Annotated in this window: 10 protein-coding genes and 2 CRISPR repeat arrays (1 of these 12 only partly in view); of the genes, 9 read left to right on the top strand and 1 reads right to left on the bottom strand. The window is 72.9% G+C overall.

Annotated elements, in window-relative coordinates; translation table 11 throughout:
• Positions 1 to 1,643: direct repeats of the CRISPR family, unit length 29 nt; unit sequence GTGCTCTCCGCGCGAGCGGAGGTGGTCCG (it extends 583 nt beyond the left edge of the window).
• Positions 1,644 to 1,733: 90 nt separating this feature from the next.
• Positions 1,734 to 2,189: a CRISPR direct-repeat array (repeat unit 29 nt; unit sequence GTGCTCTCCGCGCGAGCGGAGGTGGTCCG).
• Between the two features lie 696 nt (positions 2,190 to 2,885).
• From FH715_RS25365 to FH715_RS25350, 4 genes are all read left to right on the top strand, one after another.
• Complete coding sequence (locus FH715_RS25365) at positions 2,886 to 3,068, top strand: hypothetical protein (protein ID WP_139649341.1); 183 nt, start codon at positions 2,886 to 2,888, stop codon at positions 3,066 to 3,068.
• 305 nt (positions 3,069 to 3,373) lie between these two features.
• Positions 3,374 to 4,888, top strand: a complete 1,515-nt coding sequence (locus FH715_RS25360) for a ParB N-terminal domain-containing protein (RefSeq protein ID WP_139649339.1) — start codon at positions 3,374 to 3,376, stop codon at positions 4,886 to 4,888.
• A 226-nt stretch (positions 4,889 to 5,114) separates the two neighbouring features.
• Complete coding sequence (locus FH715_RS25355) at positions 5,115 to 5,465, top strand: hypothetical protein (RefSeq protein ID WP_139649337.1); 351 nt, start codon at positions 5,115 to 5,117, stop codon at positions 5,463 to 5,465.
• A 98-nt stretch (positions 5,466 to 5,563) separates the two neighbouring features.
• Positions 5,564 to 6,199, top strand: coding sequence for a hypothetical protein (locus FH715_RS25350; RefSeq protein WP_139649335.1), 636 nt, complete (start codon positions 5,564 to 5,566; stop codon positions 6,197 to 6,199).
• Here the strand turns inward: FH715_RS25350 and FH715_RS25345 are convergent.
• A complete protein-coding gene (locus tag FH715_RS25345; RefSeq protein WP_139649333.1) occupies positions 6,180 to 6,515 on the bottom strand; it encodes a hypothetical protein in 336 nt (111 codons plus the stop codon). The genes FH715_RS25350 and FH715_RS25345 overlap by 20 nt on opposite strands.
• A 349-nt stretch (positions 6,516 to 6,864) precedes the next feature.
• Here FH715_RS25345 and mobF point away from each other — a divergent pair, with 349 nt between their 5' ends.
• The 5 genes from mobF to FH715_RS25320 all read left to right on the top strand — a co-directional run.
• Positions 6,865 to 11,100, top strand: coding sequence for a MobF family relaxase (mobF, locus tag FH715_RS25340; RefSeq protein ID WP_170184820.1), 4,236 nt, complete (start codon positions 6,865 to 6,867; stop codon positions 11,098 to 11,100).
• A gap of 20 nt (positions 11,101 to 11,120) precedes the next feature.
• Positions 11,121 to 11,528, top strand: coding sequence for a hypothetical protein (locus FH715_RS25335; protein ID WP_139649329.1), 408 nt, complete (start codon positions 11,121 to 11,123; stop codon positions 11,526 to 11,528).
• A 4-nt stretch (positions 11,529 to 11,532) separates the two neighbouring features.
• Positions 11,533 to 13,221: a hypothetical protein gene (locus FH715_RS25330; protein WP_139649328.1), complete on the top strand. Its 1,689-nt coding sequence runs from the start codon at positions 11,533 to 11,535 to the stop codon at positions 13,219 to 13,221.
• 261 nt (positions 13,222 to 13,482) lie between these two features.
• Positions 13,483 to 13,821, top strand: coding sequence for a CU044_2847 family protein (locus FH715_RS25325; RefSeq protein WP_139649326.1), 339 nt, complete (start codon positions 13,483 to 13,485; stop codon positions 13,819 to 13,821).
• A gap of 56 nt (positions 13,822 to 13,877) precedes the next feature.
• Positions 13,878 to 16,668, top strand: a 2,791-nt coding sequence (locus FH715_RS25320) for an nSTAND1 domain-containing NTPase (protein ID WP_211367771.1), incomplete at its 3' end; no start/stop codon positions are given.

Genomic DNA, 16,668 nt, shown 5'->3' with positions numbered 1-16,668 from the left:
GTCGAACCGCGCGCTCAAACGGGCAGCGTGCTCTCCGCGCGAGCGGAGGTGGTCCGCAGAACAGGAAGGCGCAGGGCTGATGGCTCGGAGTGCTCTCCGCGCGAGCGGAGGTGGTCCGCCCCGACGTGGGTGGCGCTCATCAGCTACCTGGTGCTCTCCGCGCGAGCGGAGGTGGTCCGCACCAGCGTGCTGGCGCAGTTCACGCTCCTGTGTGCTCTCCGCGCGAGCGGAGGTGGTCCGGTGCTGGAGGGCATCGCGGCCGGGGAACATGTGTGCTCTCCGCGCGAGCGGAGGTGGTCCGAGCTACAGCCTGGCCGTGCTGACGGAGGTATGGTGCTCTCCGCGCGAGCGGAGGTGGTCCGCGCTTCTCGGCCGCCAGCTCGGCACCGGTCTGGTGCTCTCCGCGCGAGCGGAGGTGGTCCTCGGGCACGCCTGGTCGGCCGTGCGGACGGCTGGTGCTCTCCGCGCGAGCGGAGGTGGTCCTCCAGCCCGCGCCGAGGAGCTGCTGAACGTGGCGTGCTCTCCGCGCGAGCGGAGGTGGTCCGCTGGTGAAGAGGACGAGGCAGACGCTCGCCGCGTGCTCTCCGCGCGAGCGGAGGTGGTCCGCGGGATGGGTCCAGGCCGCTGAGTGGCTGGCCGTGCTCTCCGCGCGAGCGGAGGTGGTCCGCTGGAGCAGGCGGAACACCACGGAGGCGAGATGTGCTCTCCGCGCGAGCGGAGGTGGTCCGTTTCTCTACTTCATCAAGGCCGGCCGGCTTCGGTGCTCTCCGCGCGAGCGGAGGTGGTCCGGCGCGGGGTTCTTCGTTCGCGTCTTCCATCCCGTGCTCTCCGCGCGAGCGGAGGTGGTCCGAGGCCCGCACCGGTTCGCTCGGTGCGGGCCCTGTGCTCTCCGCGCGAGCGGAAGTGGTCCGGGACGATTGGCGCGGTCGGGTCCGGTGGTGCCGTGCTCTCCGCGCGAGCGGAGGTGGTCCGACGTGCACCCGGACGACGCCGAGCAGGCCGCCGTGCTCTCCGCGCGAGCGGAGGTGGTCCGTACCTCGGTACGTGGAACGCCGCTATCGCCAAGTGCTCTCCGCGCGAGCGGAGGTGGTCCGCGCCTCTACCCTGAGGTACGGCGGATTCTGGAGTGCTCTCCGCGCGAGCGGAGGTGGTCCGACTGGGGCGCGGCTGGGTCCGGGGCGCCGGGCGTGCTCTCCGCGCGAGCGGAGGTGGTCCGTCATCTGCGCTACGGGCGTACCGACGCGTAGTGTGCTCTCCGCGCGAGCGGAGGTGGTCCGCGCGGCTGGCCACCGGAATGGGCGGGGCGACCGTGCTCTCCGCGCGAGCGGAGGTGGTCCTGGAGCGCGCCATCACCGAGGCCACCGGCATCCGTGCTCTCCGCGCGAGCGGAGGTGGTCCGCTTGATTCACACTGCGACTTCTTCTGCGACGCGTGCTCTCCGCGCGAGCGGAGGTGGTCCGGCCCGCTACGTCCACCGGACGCACGTATCTGAGTGCTCTCCGCGCGAGCGGAGGTGGTCCGCGACTGGGCGCGCAACTCAAAGCGGCCCGCGTGTGCTCTCCGCGCGAGCGGAGGTGGTCCGTCGCCCATGTAACCGACGAAATCGCTGTCGCCGTGCTCTCCGCGCGAGCGGAGGTGGTCCGTCACCACCCAGCGGGCCGCCGAACGCGCCCTGGTGCTCTCCGCGAGCGGAGGTGGTCCTTGGTAGCCCGGTGCCATTCGGCGTAGAGGCGCGTGCTCTCCGCGCGAGCGGAGGTGGTCCGCCGCCGAGGTGCTGGGGGCGGCCGGCGGCTCGGTGCTCTCCGCGCGAGCGGAGGTGGTCCGGCGACCGTCCCTCTGGAGGCGTGATGCCGACCGTGCTCTCCGCGCGAGCGGAGGTGGTCCGCCCTGCTGCCGTCCTCTGCGGCGCCGGGTAGGGTGCTCTCCGCGTGAGCGGAGGTGGTCCGGGAGGTACGCGGGTGCCATCGACGGTGTCACCGTGCTCTCCGCGCGAGCGGAGGTGGTCCGGGGGCGGAGGCTTGGAACCTCTACCGTGAGGCGTGCTCTCCGCGCCAGCGGAGGTGGTCCGACCCGCACGACCCGGGCGCCGGCCCGGGAGAGGTACTCTCCGCGCGAGCGGAGGTGGTCCGCGGTTGGTGCCTTTGGCCACGGCGATCTGCAGTGCTCTCCGCGCGAGCGGAAGTGGTCCGGCTGGCTGCGGGAGAAAGGGCAGCCGTGCCGGGCTCCGCGAGTAGCCGCAACGAAGTCTGCGCCCTTCCTCCTACCACCCACCAACCAACGCTGCTCACCATCGCCGGTGAGGGCTGGCAACGCGACCACGGTGGGCGGTCTACGTGGCGGGTGGTCGGCCGGGTGCGGGTTCAGCGGATGGCCGCAAGAAGGCGGCTGGGAGGGGAGGGCGGCTCCCGGGATCCGTGGTCGTTGTCGAGCGGGGATCGGCCCTTGCGGCCGTGCCATCCGGGCGCCATGACCGCGTCGATGCCGGAGGCCGGTCGGCCGGTGGGGGCGGGCGTGGCGCGCACCCGGCTGCGCCGGGCCTGCCCCGGCGCAGCGCCGTCCCGGGCCCAACCCAGCGCTGGACTACCCGAGGAGTGGCGCGGCAGACGGCGCCCACACGAGGTATCCGGGTCTCAGCAGGTCAACGACCACGCTGCCGCGTGAACATATTCCCAGTCGACATATCCCGCGCGTCGGCCACTTCCGCAAATTAGCGCTAAGCACGCGGGACAGTTCCCAACTCGGCCAGAAAAACCACGGCCATTCACTCCTCAGCGGGGTGAATTCAGCGCCAGATGGTGCGTAAGAATTGGTAATGTTGTGCATGTCGCCAACCGGTTGGCCCCGGGAAGCGCCACGAACCACACGCCGACCCGAAGGGCAGAATTATGTCTACTCATCCCGATCCGGACCTCGAAAAGCCCGCACAGGAACCCGAAGGCCGGCACCCGCATGACGAAACACTGGCGGACTGCTTTCTGGGAGCCGTTGACGAACGTCTCGCCCGGGAGGCCGAATTCCGGGTCCCGGTGGCGTTGATCGCCGAGGTGTACGGCGACCGCGTCGCCTGAGGCAACGGGGACGACACGCCCAAGGACGAGACCGGACGGCTGCCGGATCTGCTGGTCATGACCGGCTGCGCCACGCGTCGGACGCGCCAAGCGGGGCCGTCGCGTCGTGCGGTGCCTCACCTCCCACGCAGCGGGTGCTGCTGGTCGTGGAGATCGGCCCCGGGTGATTCCGGGGAGCCGGTACTGGCCGTCATGCGGCACGAGGAGTCCTGAGTTCTGATACCGCCTCGGCTGACCGAGCGCACAGAAGAGAGCGAATCCTCGCATTCCCGTAGGAAATGTGAGTCGAGATACGGAGACACAGAATGAGTTCCACGAAGACGGCGAAGAAAAGCGCCTCGAAGAACGAGGAGCGGGAAAAACTGACCGTTCGGCGTGATGTCGGACGGCTGGAGTATCTGGACCCGCACGACCTCGTGGTCGACGCGTTCAACCACCGGAAGAAGCGGGAGTCCGGTGACGCGACCGAGCCGGACGCGGCCCTGTTGGCAAGTGTGCGCGCCGTGGGGGTGCAGGTGCCGCTGCTGGTCCGTCCGCAGGCGGACGGAGCCGGGTTGGGAGTGGTGTGGGGCCAGCGCCGGTTGAGGGCCGCGTTGGCCGTAGCGGCCGAGGCGCGGAAGCGCGGGCGTCCGTACGCCCTGGTGCCCTGCCTGGTACGGAAGGATCTGGCCGGGGCGGACGACGAGGCGCTGATGGCCAGCATGGTGGAGAACACCCACCGCGCGGCGGCGGGCGAGCGCGATGACGTGGACGCGTTGGTCCAGTTGTCGTTGATGGAGATGAGCGACGGCAGGCGGGCACGCTACGCGAAGGCCCTGGGCTATCGCGCGGCCGAGGTTCGGGCGGCCAACGGGGCGGCGGGGCTGGGTGATCGGGAGCTGGCCTCCGCACTGGCCGCGTCGTTCGATCTGGTCGAGGCCGCCGAGCTCGCCGAGGTGAACGACGTGCCGGGCGCCCTGGACGCGCTGTCGGCGGCCAAGGCGGACGATCGGCGAGAGGGGAAGAACGGCCGGGGCCACTGGGCCCACGCGTTGGGGCGGTTGCGGCAGGAGAAAGCCGAACGCCAGCAACGGGAGCGCGTGGAGGCGGAGTTGGCCGCCGCCAAGGTCCCGGTTGTCGCCCACCGACCCTCGTGGTCCAGCGGTCCCGCACGGCCGTTGGCGGATCTGACGACCGGGTTGCGGCGTCCTCTGACACCGGAGGCGCACGCCGCGAGCTGCCCGGGGCACGCGGCGGCGCTCGGTCCGGACTCAGAGCCGGTGTTCGTCTGCTCGGACTGGCGCCGCCGTGGCCACCTCCTCAACCAGCGGGCGCGGGAGGACGAGGGGCGCCGATCGGAGGATCGGGCGGCGGAGGCGGCCAGGCGCCAGCACCTGAGCGAGAACGAGCAGGCGTGGCGTGCGGCCCGTGAAGTGCGTTGGTCGTTCCTGGTCGAGTTGTGCGCGCGGAAGACCGCGTCCGACGCGACGTGGCAGCTCGTGCTGTCGACGGTGCTCGAAAACCCCCGCTTCTACAGCCGATTCGGGCAGCGGCGGTGTTCGGAGTTGATCGCCCGGTTCCTCGGCGTCGCCGAGGCCGACCGCGGGTCGGTGGACAAGCTGCGGCAGGTGGTCGCACGCACGGGAAGGACCCGCCGCTGGCGTCCCCTGTTGGCTCAGGTGGCAGCCGCCTGGGAGAGCGAGGTGATGGGCGACCGCGCCTGGCACGCCCCGAGTACCGAACTCCGTGAATGGCTCGGCTTCCTGGCAGCTGAGGGCTACACCCTCAGCGAGATCGAACGCCGCGTCAGCGTCGATCGAGTGCCGCAGGCACAGAGCTGAGTCGAGCTGACGGAACGGCGGCCGTCCGCCACCAGGACGGACCTCCGAAGAGGCTGGCCCGGCCGCCGTTCCCACGAACCACGCACCCACCCAAAGGTGAGATACGCAGATGCTTCACCCTACCGCCCCGTCACACGACGTGACGCGGCGACCGCGTCTCGTTCCGTCCGGCCGGTTGGCCCCGGCCGCCCCACCACGAACCACCACCCTCGCGAAAGGCGTTCCCATGGCAGACCATCTGCGCCCCGTTCCCGACCCGGACCATCGGGAAGAGCACGACGAGAAGGAGGTGGCACGAGCGACCGCCTACCTGATGGAGCACTTGAGGCTGATCGCCGACCTCACCGGCCAGCCGTTGCGCGCCCTCGTCGAGTCCAAGGCGTTCGGTATCCACGTCCTCGCCTACATGGTCACCCTCCGGCACACCGACAGCCGCGTCCACGAACGCGCCACCGGCCTGTTCTTCCGCCTCCTCCAGCGTGGAGCGGAGGAACGGGAGCTGGTGGCCCGCACGGTCGGCCACCTCTACCTGCTCGCCGGACCGGAAAGGCCCCGGCCGCGCCTGGTCAAGGGCTGACCGTCCTGGGCGGCGGCCGGCGGGGGCGGGTCGTCTCGCGCCGGGTTCTCGCGGATCATGGCTTCCAGAACTTCGCCAGCGAGGTGACGGAGGCCCCCTTGATCCCAGCCGGCCGCACGCCCGCCGACTCCGCGCGCGCCGCCCAACTTCTCGGCGTCAGCCTGGGCACCTTCCGCAACCGACGGGCGTGGGAACGGTTGCCGCGCATCGTGAGTCGGCCCGGGGCGCGGCAGCGGATCTGGGACGAGGAACAGCTGGTGGCGGCCGTCGAGGGGTGGCCGGTGCCGCCGCTGCCGGACGCCCCGCACCCCGACGATCTGTTGGACCTGGAGGAGGCCCGGCTGGCGCTCCCCGAGGAGCGACGTCCCACGGCCGCGACCTGGGCCAGCTATGTCTCGACCGGGCGGGGGCCGGAACCCGACGAGTTCGTGTTCGGGGTGCCGCACTTCCGTCGCCGCACACTCCCCGCCTGGTTGGCCGCGCGCCCGGGGCGCGGGGCCGGCGGAGGGCGCCCGGAGGGGGCGCGGGACAGCCGGCCGCGCGACCGCTCCGGCGACCCCCGCCACCGGCGAGCGGAGGAACGGCGCGAGCGGGTGCGGGAGCTGCTCGTCGAGGGCCGGTGGCCGCGCCCCGAACAGCTCGCGGAGGAGCTGTCCGTCTCGCGCCGTCAGGCGGAGCGGCTCGTCGCTCAGGCCCGCGCCGAACTCGTGGACGCTACGCGTCGGCCGGGGTGACGGTGGGCTTGCCGGCTTCGATCTGCGCGGGGACGTGGCGGCGCCGGTGTTCGCGTTGGAGTGCGCGGATCTCGCGCGGGTCGAAGGCGGTGACCTCGGCGAGCGCGTCGACCGAGTCGAACGTCTCGACGCCCCGGACGACGGTGGCGGCCAGTGCGGCGCGTGCGGCGGTGACGCGTTCGACGGCTGCGTCCAGGTCGTTGAGCACGGCCATCTGAGTCTGCTGTCGGCGCTTCACCTCGCGGCGTTCGCGCTCCTGTCGTTCCCGAAGTCGGCGTCGGCGTTCCTGAACAGCCTTGTCGTTTCGCGATGCCATGGCGCCCATGCTGTCGCCGGATGATCACACGAACCGTGGCGGCTCGCCGCGCTCCCCGCGATGGCCGCCCGCGCTCACCCGTTCGCCGACCCGTTCCCCCGTGCGGACCGCACGCACTCACATCCATCGAAGCGTGAGAGAGGGAGCACCGAAGGCGAGGACTCGGAGAAGTACCAGATGGGAGAGCCAGCAGAGAAAGAACCGATCCACCGAGCATCCGATTTTTGGACGATCTTCTTCAGGCACACCGTTTGCACTCCGGCGAACTCGCCCGCGACCTCGTACGATCTCTTACTGTGACCACATCGCTTCTGATGGTGACCGGACTGGCCGTCCGGGGTGCGCTGCCGTGATCACGTTGCATCCGATCAGCGCGGGTTCGGGCATCGACTACCTGATGCGGACGGTCGCCTCCGGGGACGTTCCGCTGGGCCGTCAGGAGGCCGCCGCCTACTGGTCCTCCGGCGGCGACACCCCGGGCGTCTGGCTCGGTCGGCAGGCCACCGACCTCGGGCTGACCGGCCGAGTCGCCGAGGACGCGGCGAACGCGGTCTTCAAGGACGGCGTCGACCCCGCGACCGGCGCCGCGCTGGGCCGGCTCTGGCCGCGTTACCCCACCGCCGAGGAGCACTTCGCCGCCCTGCTGGCCGCCGAGCCGGCGGCCTCGGCCGCCCGTCGGGAGCAGCTGCGGGAGCAGGCGGAGAAGGTCGGCAACCGCACCGCGCGCTCGGGCTGGGAGATGGTGTGCTCACCGGTCAAGAGCTTCGCGTTGCTGTGGGGAACGGCCGACGACGCGACGCGCGAGCGGCTGGAGGCGGTGGAGCGCGCGGCGTTCCACTCGGTGTTCGACCAGCTGGAACGGGAGGCGTGCTGGACGCGCAGCGGGCCGGGCGGCGTGGTGCGGGTCGCGGGGCGCGGGCTGATCGCCGCCGCGTTCGAGCACCGGTCCAGTCGGGCGGGCGATCCGGACTGGCACCGGCACGTGGCGATCTCAGCGAAGGTGCACACGGAGGACGGTCGCTGGCTGGCGCTGGACGCCCGACCGCTGCACCGGCTGGTGGTGTCGCTCTCGGCGCGGTACACGGCGGAGATCGAGCGCGGGATGCACCGGGAGTTCGGGGTGCTCGCGGCGCCCCGCGCGGACACCGTGCGGCCGGACAGGCGACCGGTGCGGGAGTTCCTCGGGGTGCCGGACGCGGTGGTGCGGGCGTTCTCCGCGCGCCGGGCGCAGACGGAACGGCAGCTGGCCGGGTTGCTCGCCGAGTTCCGGCAGCTGCGGGGGCGCGAGCCGAGCAGGGCGGAGGAGTACGAACTGGCCCAGCGCGCGACGCTCACCGCGCGCCCCGACAAGCAGGCGCACGACCGTGAGGGAGAGCGCGCGCGGTGGCGTGCGGGCGCTCGTCGGCTGGGCGTGCGCCACCCGGAACGTTGGCTCCGCCGCGCCCGCCGCGCCTCGCGCGCGCACCGGCGGGAGACCGTTCCGCTGCCGGTGGTCGCCGCCCGGGTGCTGGCCACCGTCGAGGGCGACCGGGAGTCGTGGACGCGGGCCAACGTCGAGGCCGAGACGTACCGTCAGCTGGCCGCCGCCGGCCGGCATCTCGCGCCCGGGTGGGAGGCGGACATCGCCCGCGTCGTGGAGCACGTCCTGCACCCGGACCGTTGCGAGCTGATCTCCGCACCGGAATCCGTGCCGATCCCCGCCCGCTACCTGCGCGCCGACGGCTCACCTGTCTTCGTCGCGCACGACGCCGCCCGGTACACCAGCCACACGTTGAAGGCGAAGGAGGCCGCGCTGGTCGACGCCGCCCGCCGGCCCGCGCCCGTGCGCCGGCTGACCGCCGCACAGGTCGACCGGGTGCTGGACGAGGGCGCGGCGGTCCGCGGCTTCGCCCCCTCCGAGGAGCAGCGCCGGGTGGTGCGCGGAGTCTTCACCGGGGACGTGCGGGTGCGGGCGGTCATCGGCCGGGCGGGGACCGGGAAGACCACGATCATGGCGCTGGTCCGCGAGGTCGCGCACGCCCACGGCATCCCCGTGCTCGGGCTGGCGTCCGGCCAGATGCAGGCGGACGCCCTGGCCGAGCGCGCCGGCGTCCGGGCCGAGAACCTGGCCCGTTGGCGCCACATGTCCGAGGTGCACGCCCCGGGCACCCCGGAGTGGACGGTGCCCGCCGACGCCGTCGTCATCGTCGACGAGGCCGGGCAGGCGGACACCGGGACGCTGCACGCGTTGCTGTGTCAGGTCGAGGCGGCCGGCGGCCGGCTGCTGCCGATCGGCGACCCGCGCCAACTCGGTGCCCCCGGCCCCGCCGGCGTGCTGGACGCCCTCGCCAGCGACGCCGACTGCCTGACGTTGACGGAGATCCGCCGGTTCCGCGACGCCGACGGCCGACCCCGCACCTGGGAGATCGAGGCCGCCCGCGCCGTCTCCGAGGGCGACGGTGACGCCGCCTGGCGCACCTACGCCGAGCGCGGCCGGCTCCACGAGGGCGCGCTCGACCAGGTCGTCGGGGAGGTGTGCGCCGCCTGGCGACGCGACGTCGGCGAGGGGCTGGCCAGCGTGCTGATCGCCCCGACCAACGCGCTGGCCGCGCGCCTCTCCCACACCGTGCGCGCCGAGCGGATCGCCGCCGGCCTGGTCGACGACCGGCGGACCGTTCCCCTGGCCGACGATCAAGCGGCCGGCGTCGGCGACCAGCTCGTCACCCGCGTTAACGACCGTCGCCTGACCTGCGAGAACCGCCATCGGCAGTATGTGCGCAACGGTGACGTCTGGGCCGTGGTCGCCGTCACGGACGAGGGCGGCCTGCGGGTGCGCCACACCCGCACCGGCGGCGTGCTCACCCTGCCCGCCGACTACCGCGCCACCTCCGCCGAACTCGGCTACGCCCTCACCCACAGCCGCGCCCAGGGCGTCACCGTCCACACCGCGCACGCCCTGCTCCTGGCCGGGATGGACCGCAACGGCGCCTACCCCGCGCTCACCCGCGGCGCCTTGGAGAACCACGGCTATCTCGTCCGCCAACCGGCCACCGACCCCGAAACCGGCGAGCTGGGCCCGGAGTTGACCGGGCGACAGCTCTGGGCCGCGATCGTCGCCCGCGACGGCACCCCGCGCACCGCCACCGCCCGGCAACGCGCGGCCCTCGACGAGAGCGAGGCCCTCCGCACCCACGAACCCCGGCTGCGCCAGGTCCTCACCGACCTCGCCGAAGCCGACACCGCCGAGGCGCTGGCCCGCCTCCTCGGCGCGAAGGCCGCCGACCAGCTGACCACCGCACCCGCCTGGCCCGCGCTCCGCGCCCAGCTCGACCAGCTCGCCGACGAGGGCGTCGACACCGACCGGCTCCTGCGCCGCACCTACCACGAACGGGACTTCGTCGACGCGGAGGGAAAGCCGGTCGACGACATGGCGGCCATCCTCCACGCCCGCAACCGCCGCGCCCTGGACCCGGACGACGGCGGCTCCCCCGACGGCTACCGCCGACGCGAGCACGCGCCGCGTCCGGCCACCGCCGCCACCCACCTCGCCCCGCCCGTCGCCCGTGGCGACGACCTGCTGGCGGCCCTCGGCCTGCGCCTCCCGGCCGCCCGCCCGGCCGACGGACGAGACGAACTCCGCGACTACGCCCACGCCCTGGCGCGGCAGTTGACCGACCGCGCCGAGGCACTGGCCGCCTCAGCCCTCGACGAGGCCCGCGCCGGCCGGGGCTGGGCCGCCGACTACGGCCCCGAGCCGCCGGATGTCGCGAACCAACTCGCCTGGCGCGACCGCCTCGCCGCCGCCGCGGCCTACCGCGACCTCGCCAACCACCGGGGCGCCGACCCCACGGGGCCCGCGCCCGACGAAGACCACCGCCACCTGCGCGGCCTCTGGCGCGCGGCCCAACCCGACGACGCGCCCGCGCCCCTGGCCGCCGCCCGTCTGGCCGCCCGACCGCCCCGCTGGCTCGCTGTTCTGGGCCCCCGCCCCGAACCCGGCCATCGGCAGCGCCCGTTGTGGGACCGCGCCGCCCACGCCGTGAACCTGTACCGCACCCTCTGGGACCACGGCCACGAGACCGACGCGCTCGGCCCCGCCCCGAACGACCCGGTCCGGGCCGCCGACCACCGCGCCGCTTCCCGCGCCCTCGCACGCTGGCACCTGACCGCCGCTCCGGAGAACGGCGACGTCTCCCCGGACCTGGTCGAGGCGCGCGGCCACGCGGCGCGGGCACACGTCGAGGCCGCCGAGGCAGCCGCCGACCGTTTCCACGCCGCCGAGCGCCAAGCGGTGCTGACGGCTCAGGAGGCGCGGGACGCGGCCAACCGTGCCGCGACCGTCGGGACTTCGGCGGACCCCCGGCTGGTGCGACGCGCCGAGGTCGCCCGGGAACGCGCACGCCACGCGGCGGAGGAACGCGACACCGCCCGCCGGGCGCTGGAGGAGCTGGCCCCCGAACTGCTCCGAGCCCACGCCGACGCCCGGCGGGCCGCCGAGCCTCCCCGCCCCGCGCCCGCCGAGGTGGACGCGCGCCTCGAAGACGCCTACCGCGAGGACCGTTCACCGCGCCCCGCGCCGTACCGCCCCGAACCACCCGCCATCTGAAACCCAGGAGCGCCATGACCATGTCCGCCGCACTCGACGATCTGAACCGGGCCCTGGCCAGCCCCCGGCCGGAGGAGATGCTCGCCGCCGCCTGGGAGGCGTTCGATGTCGGCCTCGGTCTGGCCGACGCCGCCGCCTGGGAGGACGGCCTCGACGAACTCCAGGCCGTCGTCGCCGGTCAACTCTGCGCGGAGGGACGAGCGTTGCTCCCGCTCCCCGTCCACGGCCGCCCGATCACGCCACCCGCCCCCTCGGCCGCGAGCGCCCAACGCTGCGCCACGCTCCTGGACGACACGAGCGCCGCGCTCACCGCGCTGGCCGACGGCTGCCCGACTGCCGAACTCCCCCTCTCCGGGGACGTTCTGCGTCGCGCCGGGGAACTGGCCGACCAGTCCGCCCGGTCGCTGCGCGCCCTCGTCTCGGACTGATCCGATGCCCCTCACACTCGGCTCGGCGTTCGACGCCTCCGTCGAGGCGACGCGGGCGTCCGTCCGCGCCCTCCCCGCCCTGCCGCCCCGAGGACAGGTGCGCACCCTGATCCACCAACTGACGGGGCTCGTCGCCGCGTTGCGCACCGCCCCGGACCACTTCACCCGAAGCACGGTCCGCGTGCCGCGCCCGGCCACCGTCATGGGGCGCACGCGGGCGCATCTCACCCCGCACCTGACCGCCGCCGAGGACCGCCTGAAGCTGGCGCTCACCCGCTGCGCGCCGCTGAGCAGCCCGGGCGGCGCGGCCGGGAGCCACCTCGCCGAGGCGCGGGTGCGACTGCGCCTGGCACAGGAGGTGTTGGCGAGCCACCGGGGCCCGGACGGCGAACCACTCACCCCGTACCTCTCCCTTCAGACGCAGGCCGGCGCGCAGCGCTACGTGCTGCTGCGGATCACCGACCTCGCCTGGGAGGCCGGCCGGCTGGCCGGACACCTCGCCGAACGCACCGCCGACCCGGGCGTGGCCGAGCTGCTCGCCGGTGCCCGCCGGGCACTGCACCAGGCCGTGGTCCTCGGCCGAGACGCCGGCCGCCCGGTGATGCCCGAGTACGCGGAGCTGCCCACCGCGCCGACCCCGACCGTTCAACCCGACGGCGTACGGCCACTTGACCTGCCGCAGAACAGCGACCGACTGATCCGGGCCGTCTTCCAGGCCACCCGCGCCGACGGCCGACCGCTCAGCGGAAGCGACCTCCACCAGATCGCCCGCCACCTCACCCTCGTCAACCTCCTGACCGGCCGGCTGCTTCTCCACGTCTCCGAATCCGCCGACCCCGCCGCCGGGCAGCGGCTCGGCCACACGGCGAACGCGCTCCGGGAGTCGGCCCGGCAGTGGGGGCTCGTCGCCCGTGCCTTCGCCCGCGTCGTCGACCTGTCCGACCCGCGCGAGACCCCGCGCCTCCCGCGCTACACCCACCACGACGTCCGCTCCGGTCGCGCCAACCCCATGCCCCGCACCGCACCCCACCCGGCCACCGAGACCGCCTGGGGTTTGGGGGTCCGCGTCGGCCAACTCCTCTACGGGGAACGGTGGCAGCCCACCGACCCACGTCCCCTGGCCCGGCCCGCCGCCGACCTCCTGACCGACGCCGGGGCCGGGACGCCGGGCGGGCTGCTGCGCGTGCTCCACCAACCGCTGGCAGCCGCCCGCTTCCTGGCCCACCAGGCGCCGCGCCTGCTGCGCCGCGCCAGGCCGCACCTGGTCAGCGACGCCCCCGAGCACCGTCCCGTTCCCTCGCCCACCCGAACCAGGTGGTATCCGATCACCGCACGCCAACTCGACGGACTCTGCGAGGTGTTCCACTCCGCGGCGACCGCCCAGGAACGAGCCACCACCGAGCTGGAACGCGCCGCCCGAACCCTCGGCACGGACCTCCCCCGCGCCCGGCTGGACTCGATCGTCCACGCGCTGCTCTCCGAGGCCGAGCACTGGACACCACCCCACGTCGCCGGCGTCACCACCCCCGCCACCACCCATGGACGCATCACCTCCCGCGACCCCCAGTACCGCCTCCCACCCGTCCGCCCGGACCTGGAGATGCAACTCGCGGACGCCTACGGCGACGACGACCGCCGGACCGAAGAACGCCCGAGAGCGCTCGCACCGCGGGTGCGGGAACCGAGGATCTGAGGGCGCCCGCTGCCGAGCGTCGAGGGCCATCGTGGCAGGGCGACGGTGACCACTGCGAACGCGCGTCGCGACGCTCGTGAGGCCGAACCGCCTCCCTACGTCCGCTCGCCGTGCAAGCGAAGGTCTGATAGCCGGGCCGGGAAATCCTTTGCTATCACCGTATGGATCGTCAGGCGTCAATTTTCCTGGATACCGAGAACAGGGGAAGGGACTTGTGGGCAGAATGCCGTAGGACACGGCCAAGAGAGGTAGGGGGCGTTGATGGCGTCGGTGGGGCGGATTCCACTGGAGGGCGGCGGGGAGGTTCTGTTCGAGACAGTCGGGGAGTCGGACGCTGCGGGGCCGGTGAAGGCCGGGCGAGTGGGGGACGCGATGCGGGACTTGCCCCGCACGTTGCAGGAGGCCCTAGCACCGGTGCGGGAGTTGGCGGGTGCGGTGGTGACTCAGTTGCGTGAGGCGGGGCCAGCGGAGGTCGAGGTGGAGTTCGGGGTGGATCTCTCGGCTCAGGTCGGAGTCGTCGTCAGCAAAGGTGAGGCGACAGCCCATCTACGGGTGCGGGTGTTGTGGCAGCGCGGGCCCGGGGACGGGAACGGGGTGTAGGAGGGGCGAAGACGGTGGGGGACGGCCAGGAGCCGAGGACGGGCGGGGAGTGCGGCGTGGAGGCGTCGGGTTCCCGGCTGCTCGACGCGATGGTGCAGGTGGTGGCGCAGGACGGGAGCGTGGCCGGTGCCGGTTTCCTGGCTGCCGGAGAGGTCGTGATGACCTGCGCGCACGTGGTGCGAGCGGCCGGCAGCGGCCCCGGGCAATCGGTTACGGTGCGCTTCCCGCACCTGCCCCGGGCACCAAGGGTTGAGGGCGTCGTGTCGGCGGAGGCGTGGCGGGCGCCTGACGCGGAGGACGTGGCCGCTGTTCGGCTGGTCCGGGTACCGGATAGTGCGGGCCGGGCGCCTTTGGGTTCGGCGGCGGGGTGCAGCGGGCGCCGGGTCTCGTCGTTCGGCTTTCCGGCTCAGGCCCCGGACGGTGGGCACTACGGATACGGCACGGCGGGGGACCTGCTGCCTGGCGAGCGTGCGGGCAGGTTGTTGCAGTTGACCGGGGCCAACGATCTGACGACGGGGTTCTCCGGCGGGCCGGTCAGGGACGAGATGACCGGTCTGGTGGTGGGCATGGTCACGGCGATCTCCCCGGCGGACCGTTACAGCCGGGGCGTGGGCATCGCCTACGCCACACCCGCTGAAGTCCTGCGCGACGTGGTGCCGGGGCTGGCCGAGCAACAGCTTGCGCCCTACCGGGGGTTGGAACCGTTCACCGAGCAGGACGCGGACTGGTTCCACGGCCGGCAGGCCGTGGTGGACGACGTTGTGGAGCGGTTACGCCGACATCGCCTGGTGCTGGTACTGGGGCCTTCCGGTGCGGGGAAGTCCTCGTTGGTGCGGGCCGGGGTCCTGCCCGCGCTGGACGAAAGCAGGCTGCCAGGCAGCGACGGTTGGGCGCGGGTGGTGGCCCGGCCGGGCGAGGATCTTCCGTCGGAGCTGGAACGCGCAGGTCTGGAGGGCGCCGCCACAGCGGGAATCGGCCCGGCGGTGGAGCACCGGCTGACTGCCGATCAGGGATCGGGGCGCCTGCTGGTGGTGATCGATCAGTTCGAAGAACTCCTCACTCAGCCAGCGGCCTCAGCCGACCAGACGGGCGCGGGACTGGCCGCCATCGACGACCTGCTCGGCACGCTGGAGGCGCATCCAAAGGTCAGCCTGCTGCTGGCGGTACGCAACGATTTCTACCCCCGGCTGGCCGAGCTCTGCCCTCAACTGCTGAAGGCCGCGACACCTGGACTAGTCAACCTCCCCGCCGCTGTCACCATCCCCGATCTGCGGGACATCATCACGCGCCCCGCCCACGACGCCGGCGCCCACTTCGAAGACGGGCTGCCTGAACGCGTCATCGAGGACCTGCGCGCGACCGACCCCGACGGACGCGTCGCCGCCACTCTGCTCCCACCACTGCAACTGGCCCTGGTCCAACTCTGGGACCACCGCGTCGACGGCCGCCTGACCCACGGCGCCTACCAGCGCATCGGCGAGGCCACCGGAGCGCTGACGGCCTGGTGCGACAACGCGCTTGACGCCCTGCCCGCGGGCCACCGCCCCACCGCGCAACGCCTGTTGACCGCACTCGTCCGCCCCTCCGACGAGATCCTCGGAATCCCCGCCACCCGCCAGCACGTTCCCCTGTCACGGCTGAAGGAGCTGGCGAGCGCCGGTCGCCACGCCGAGGGCCCCGTCCCCTCGGAGGTGGTCTTCGAGGGGACGTTGGCCGCGTTGAGCAGGGACCGCATCATCACCACCAGGACCGCGCTCGGCCCCGACGGCTCCCCCGGCGAGCCCACCGCGGAACTCATCCACGACGCGCTGCTCCGCGACTGGGCCACCCTGCGAGACTGGGTCGACCGCGATCGCCGCTTCCAGACCTGGCTCCACCGCGCCACGGAACAACATCACCGCCACACCGAGTCCGGCCTCTCGGCGGACCTTCTGTCCGGCACCGCGCTCGCGGAAGGACGTGACTGGACTGGCCGCCTACCCCCGGGGATCGACGACTTCCTGGCGGCGAGCGAGCACCATCAGCAGGCGAGCGAGCGCCGCACCCGACGTCTCAACACCGTTCTCGCCACGCTGCTCGCCCTGGCCCTCATCGCGACGGGATTCGCGTTCTGGCAACAGCAGGCGGCCGATGCCGCCCGTAACGACGCTCTCGCTGCGAGAAATGAAGCACAGTCCCGCCAACTCGCTGCCCAATCGCAAGCTCTCTTCGATACGAACCCCGAGCTGGCGTCTCTGATGGCTGTCAGCGCCTACCGCACCTCGCCGACCGCTGAAGCTCGCGCGAGCCTCCTCCGGGCCGCCGACCGAAAGCTTGTCGGTCTTCTGCCCACAGAACAAGAAGTGACTTCGCTGGCTTTCAGCCCCGACGGGCGCACGCTTGCGAGCGGCGGCGTCGATTTCGTTGACGGTGTCGGCGTAGTGCGGCTATGGGATGTGGAAACGGGTCAACCACAGGCTGATCTCCCCTCGGCCAGCGATATGGTGACTTCGGTGGCCTTCAGCCCTGACGGCGAAACCCTCGCCAGCGGCAGCCACGGTCTGGTGCGGCTGTGGGACGTGGCCACCGGCCAACCACATGGCGAACCCCTCACACACGACAACGGCGTGGAAACCGTCGCATTCAGCCCCGACGGCAAAACCCTCGCCAGCGGCGGCAGCAACCTCGACAACGGCACCGGCGTAGTGCAGTTCTGGGACGTAGCCACCGGCCAACCACGCGGCGAACCCCTCACACACGACAACGGCGTGGAAACCGTCGCATTCAGCCCCGACGGCAAAACCCTCGCCAGCGGCGGCAGCAACCTCGACAACGGCACCGGCGTAGTGCAGTTCTGGGACGTAGCCA

It is taken from the genome of Streptomyces sedi (assembly GCF_006335015.1).
In the GTDB taxonomy this organism is placed as follows: domain Bacteria; phylum Actinomycetota; class Actinomycetes; order Streptomycetales; family Streptomycetaceae; genus Streptomyces; species Streptomyces sedi.
This window is presented reverse-complemented; position numbering and strand designations above follow the sequence as displayed.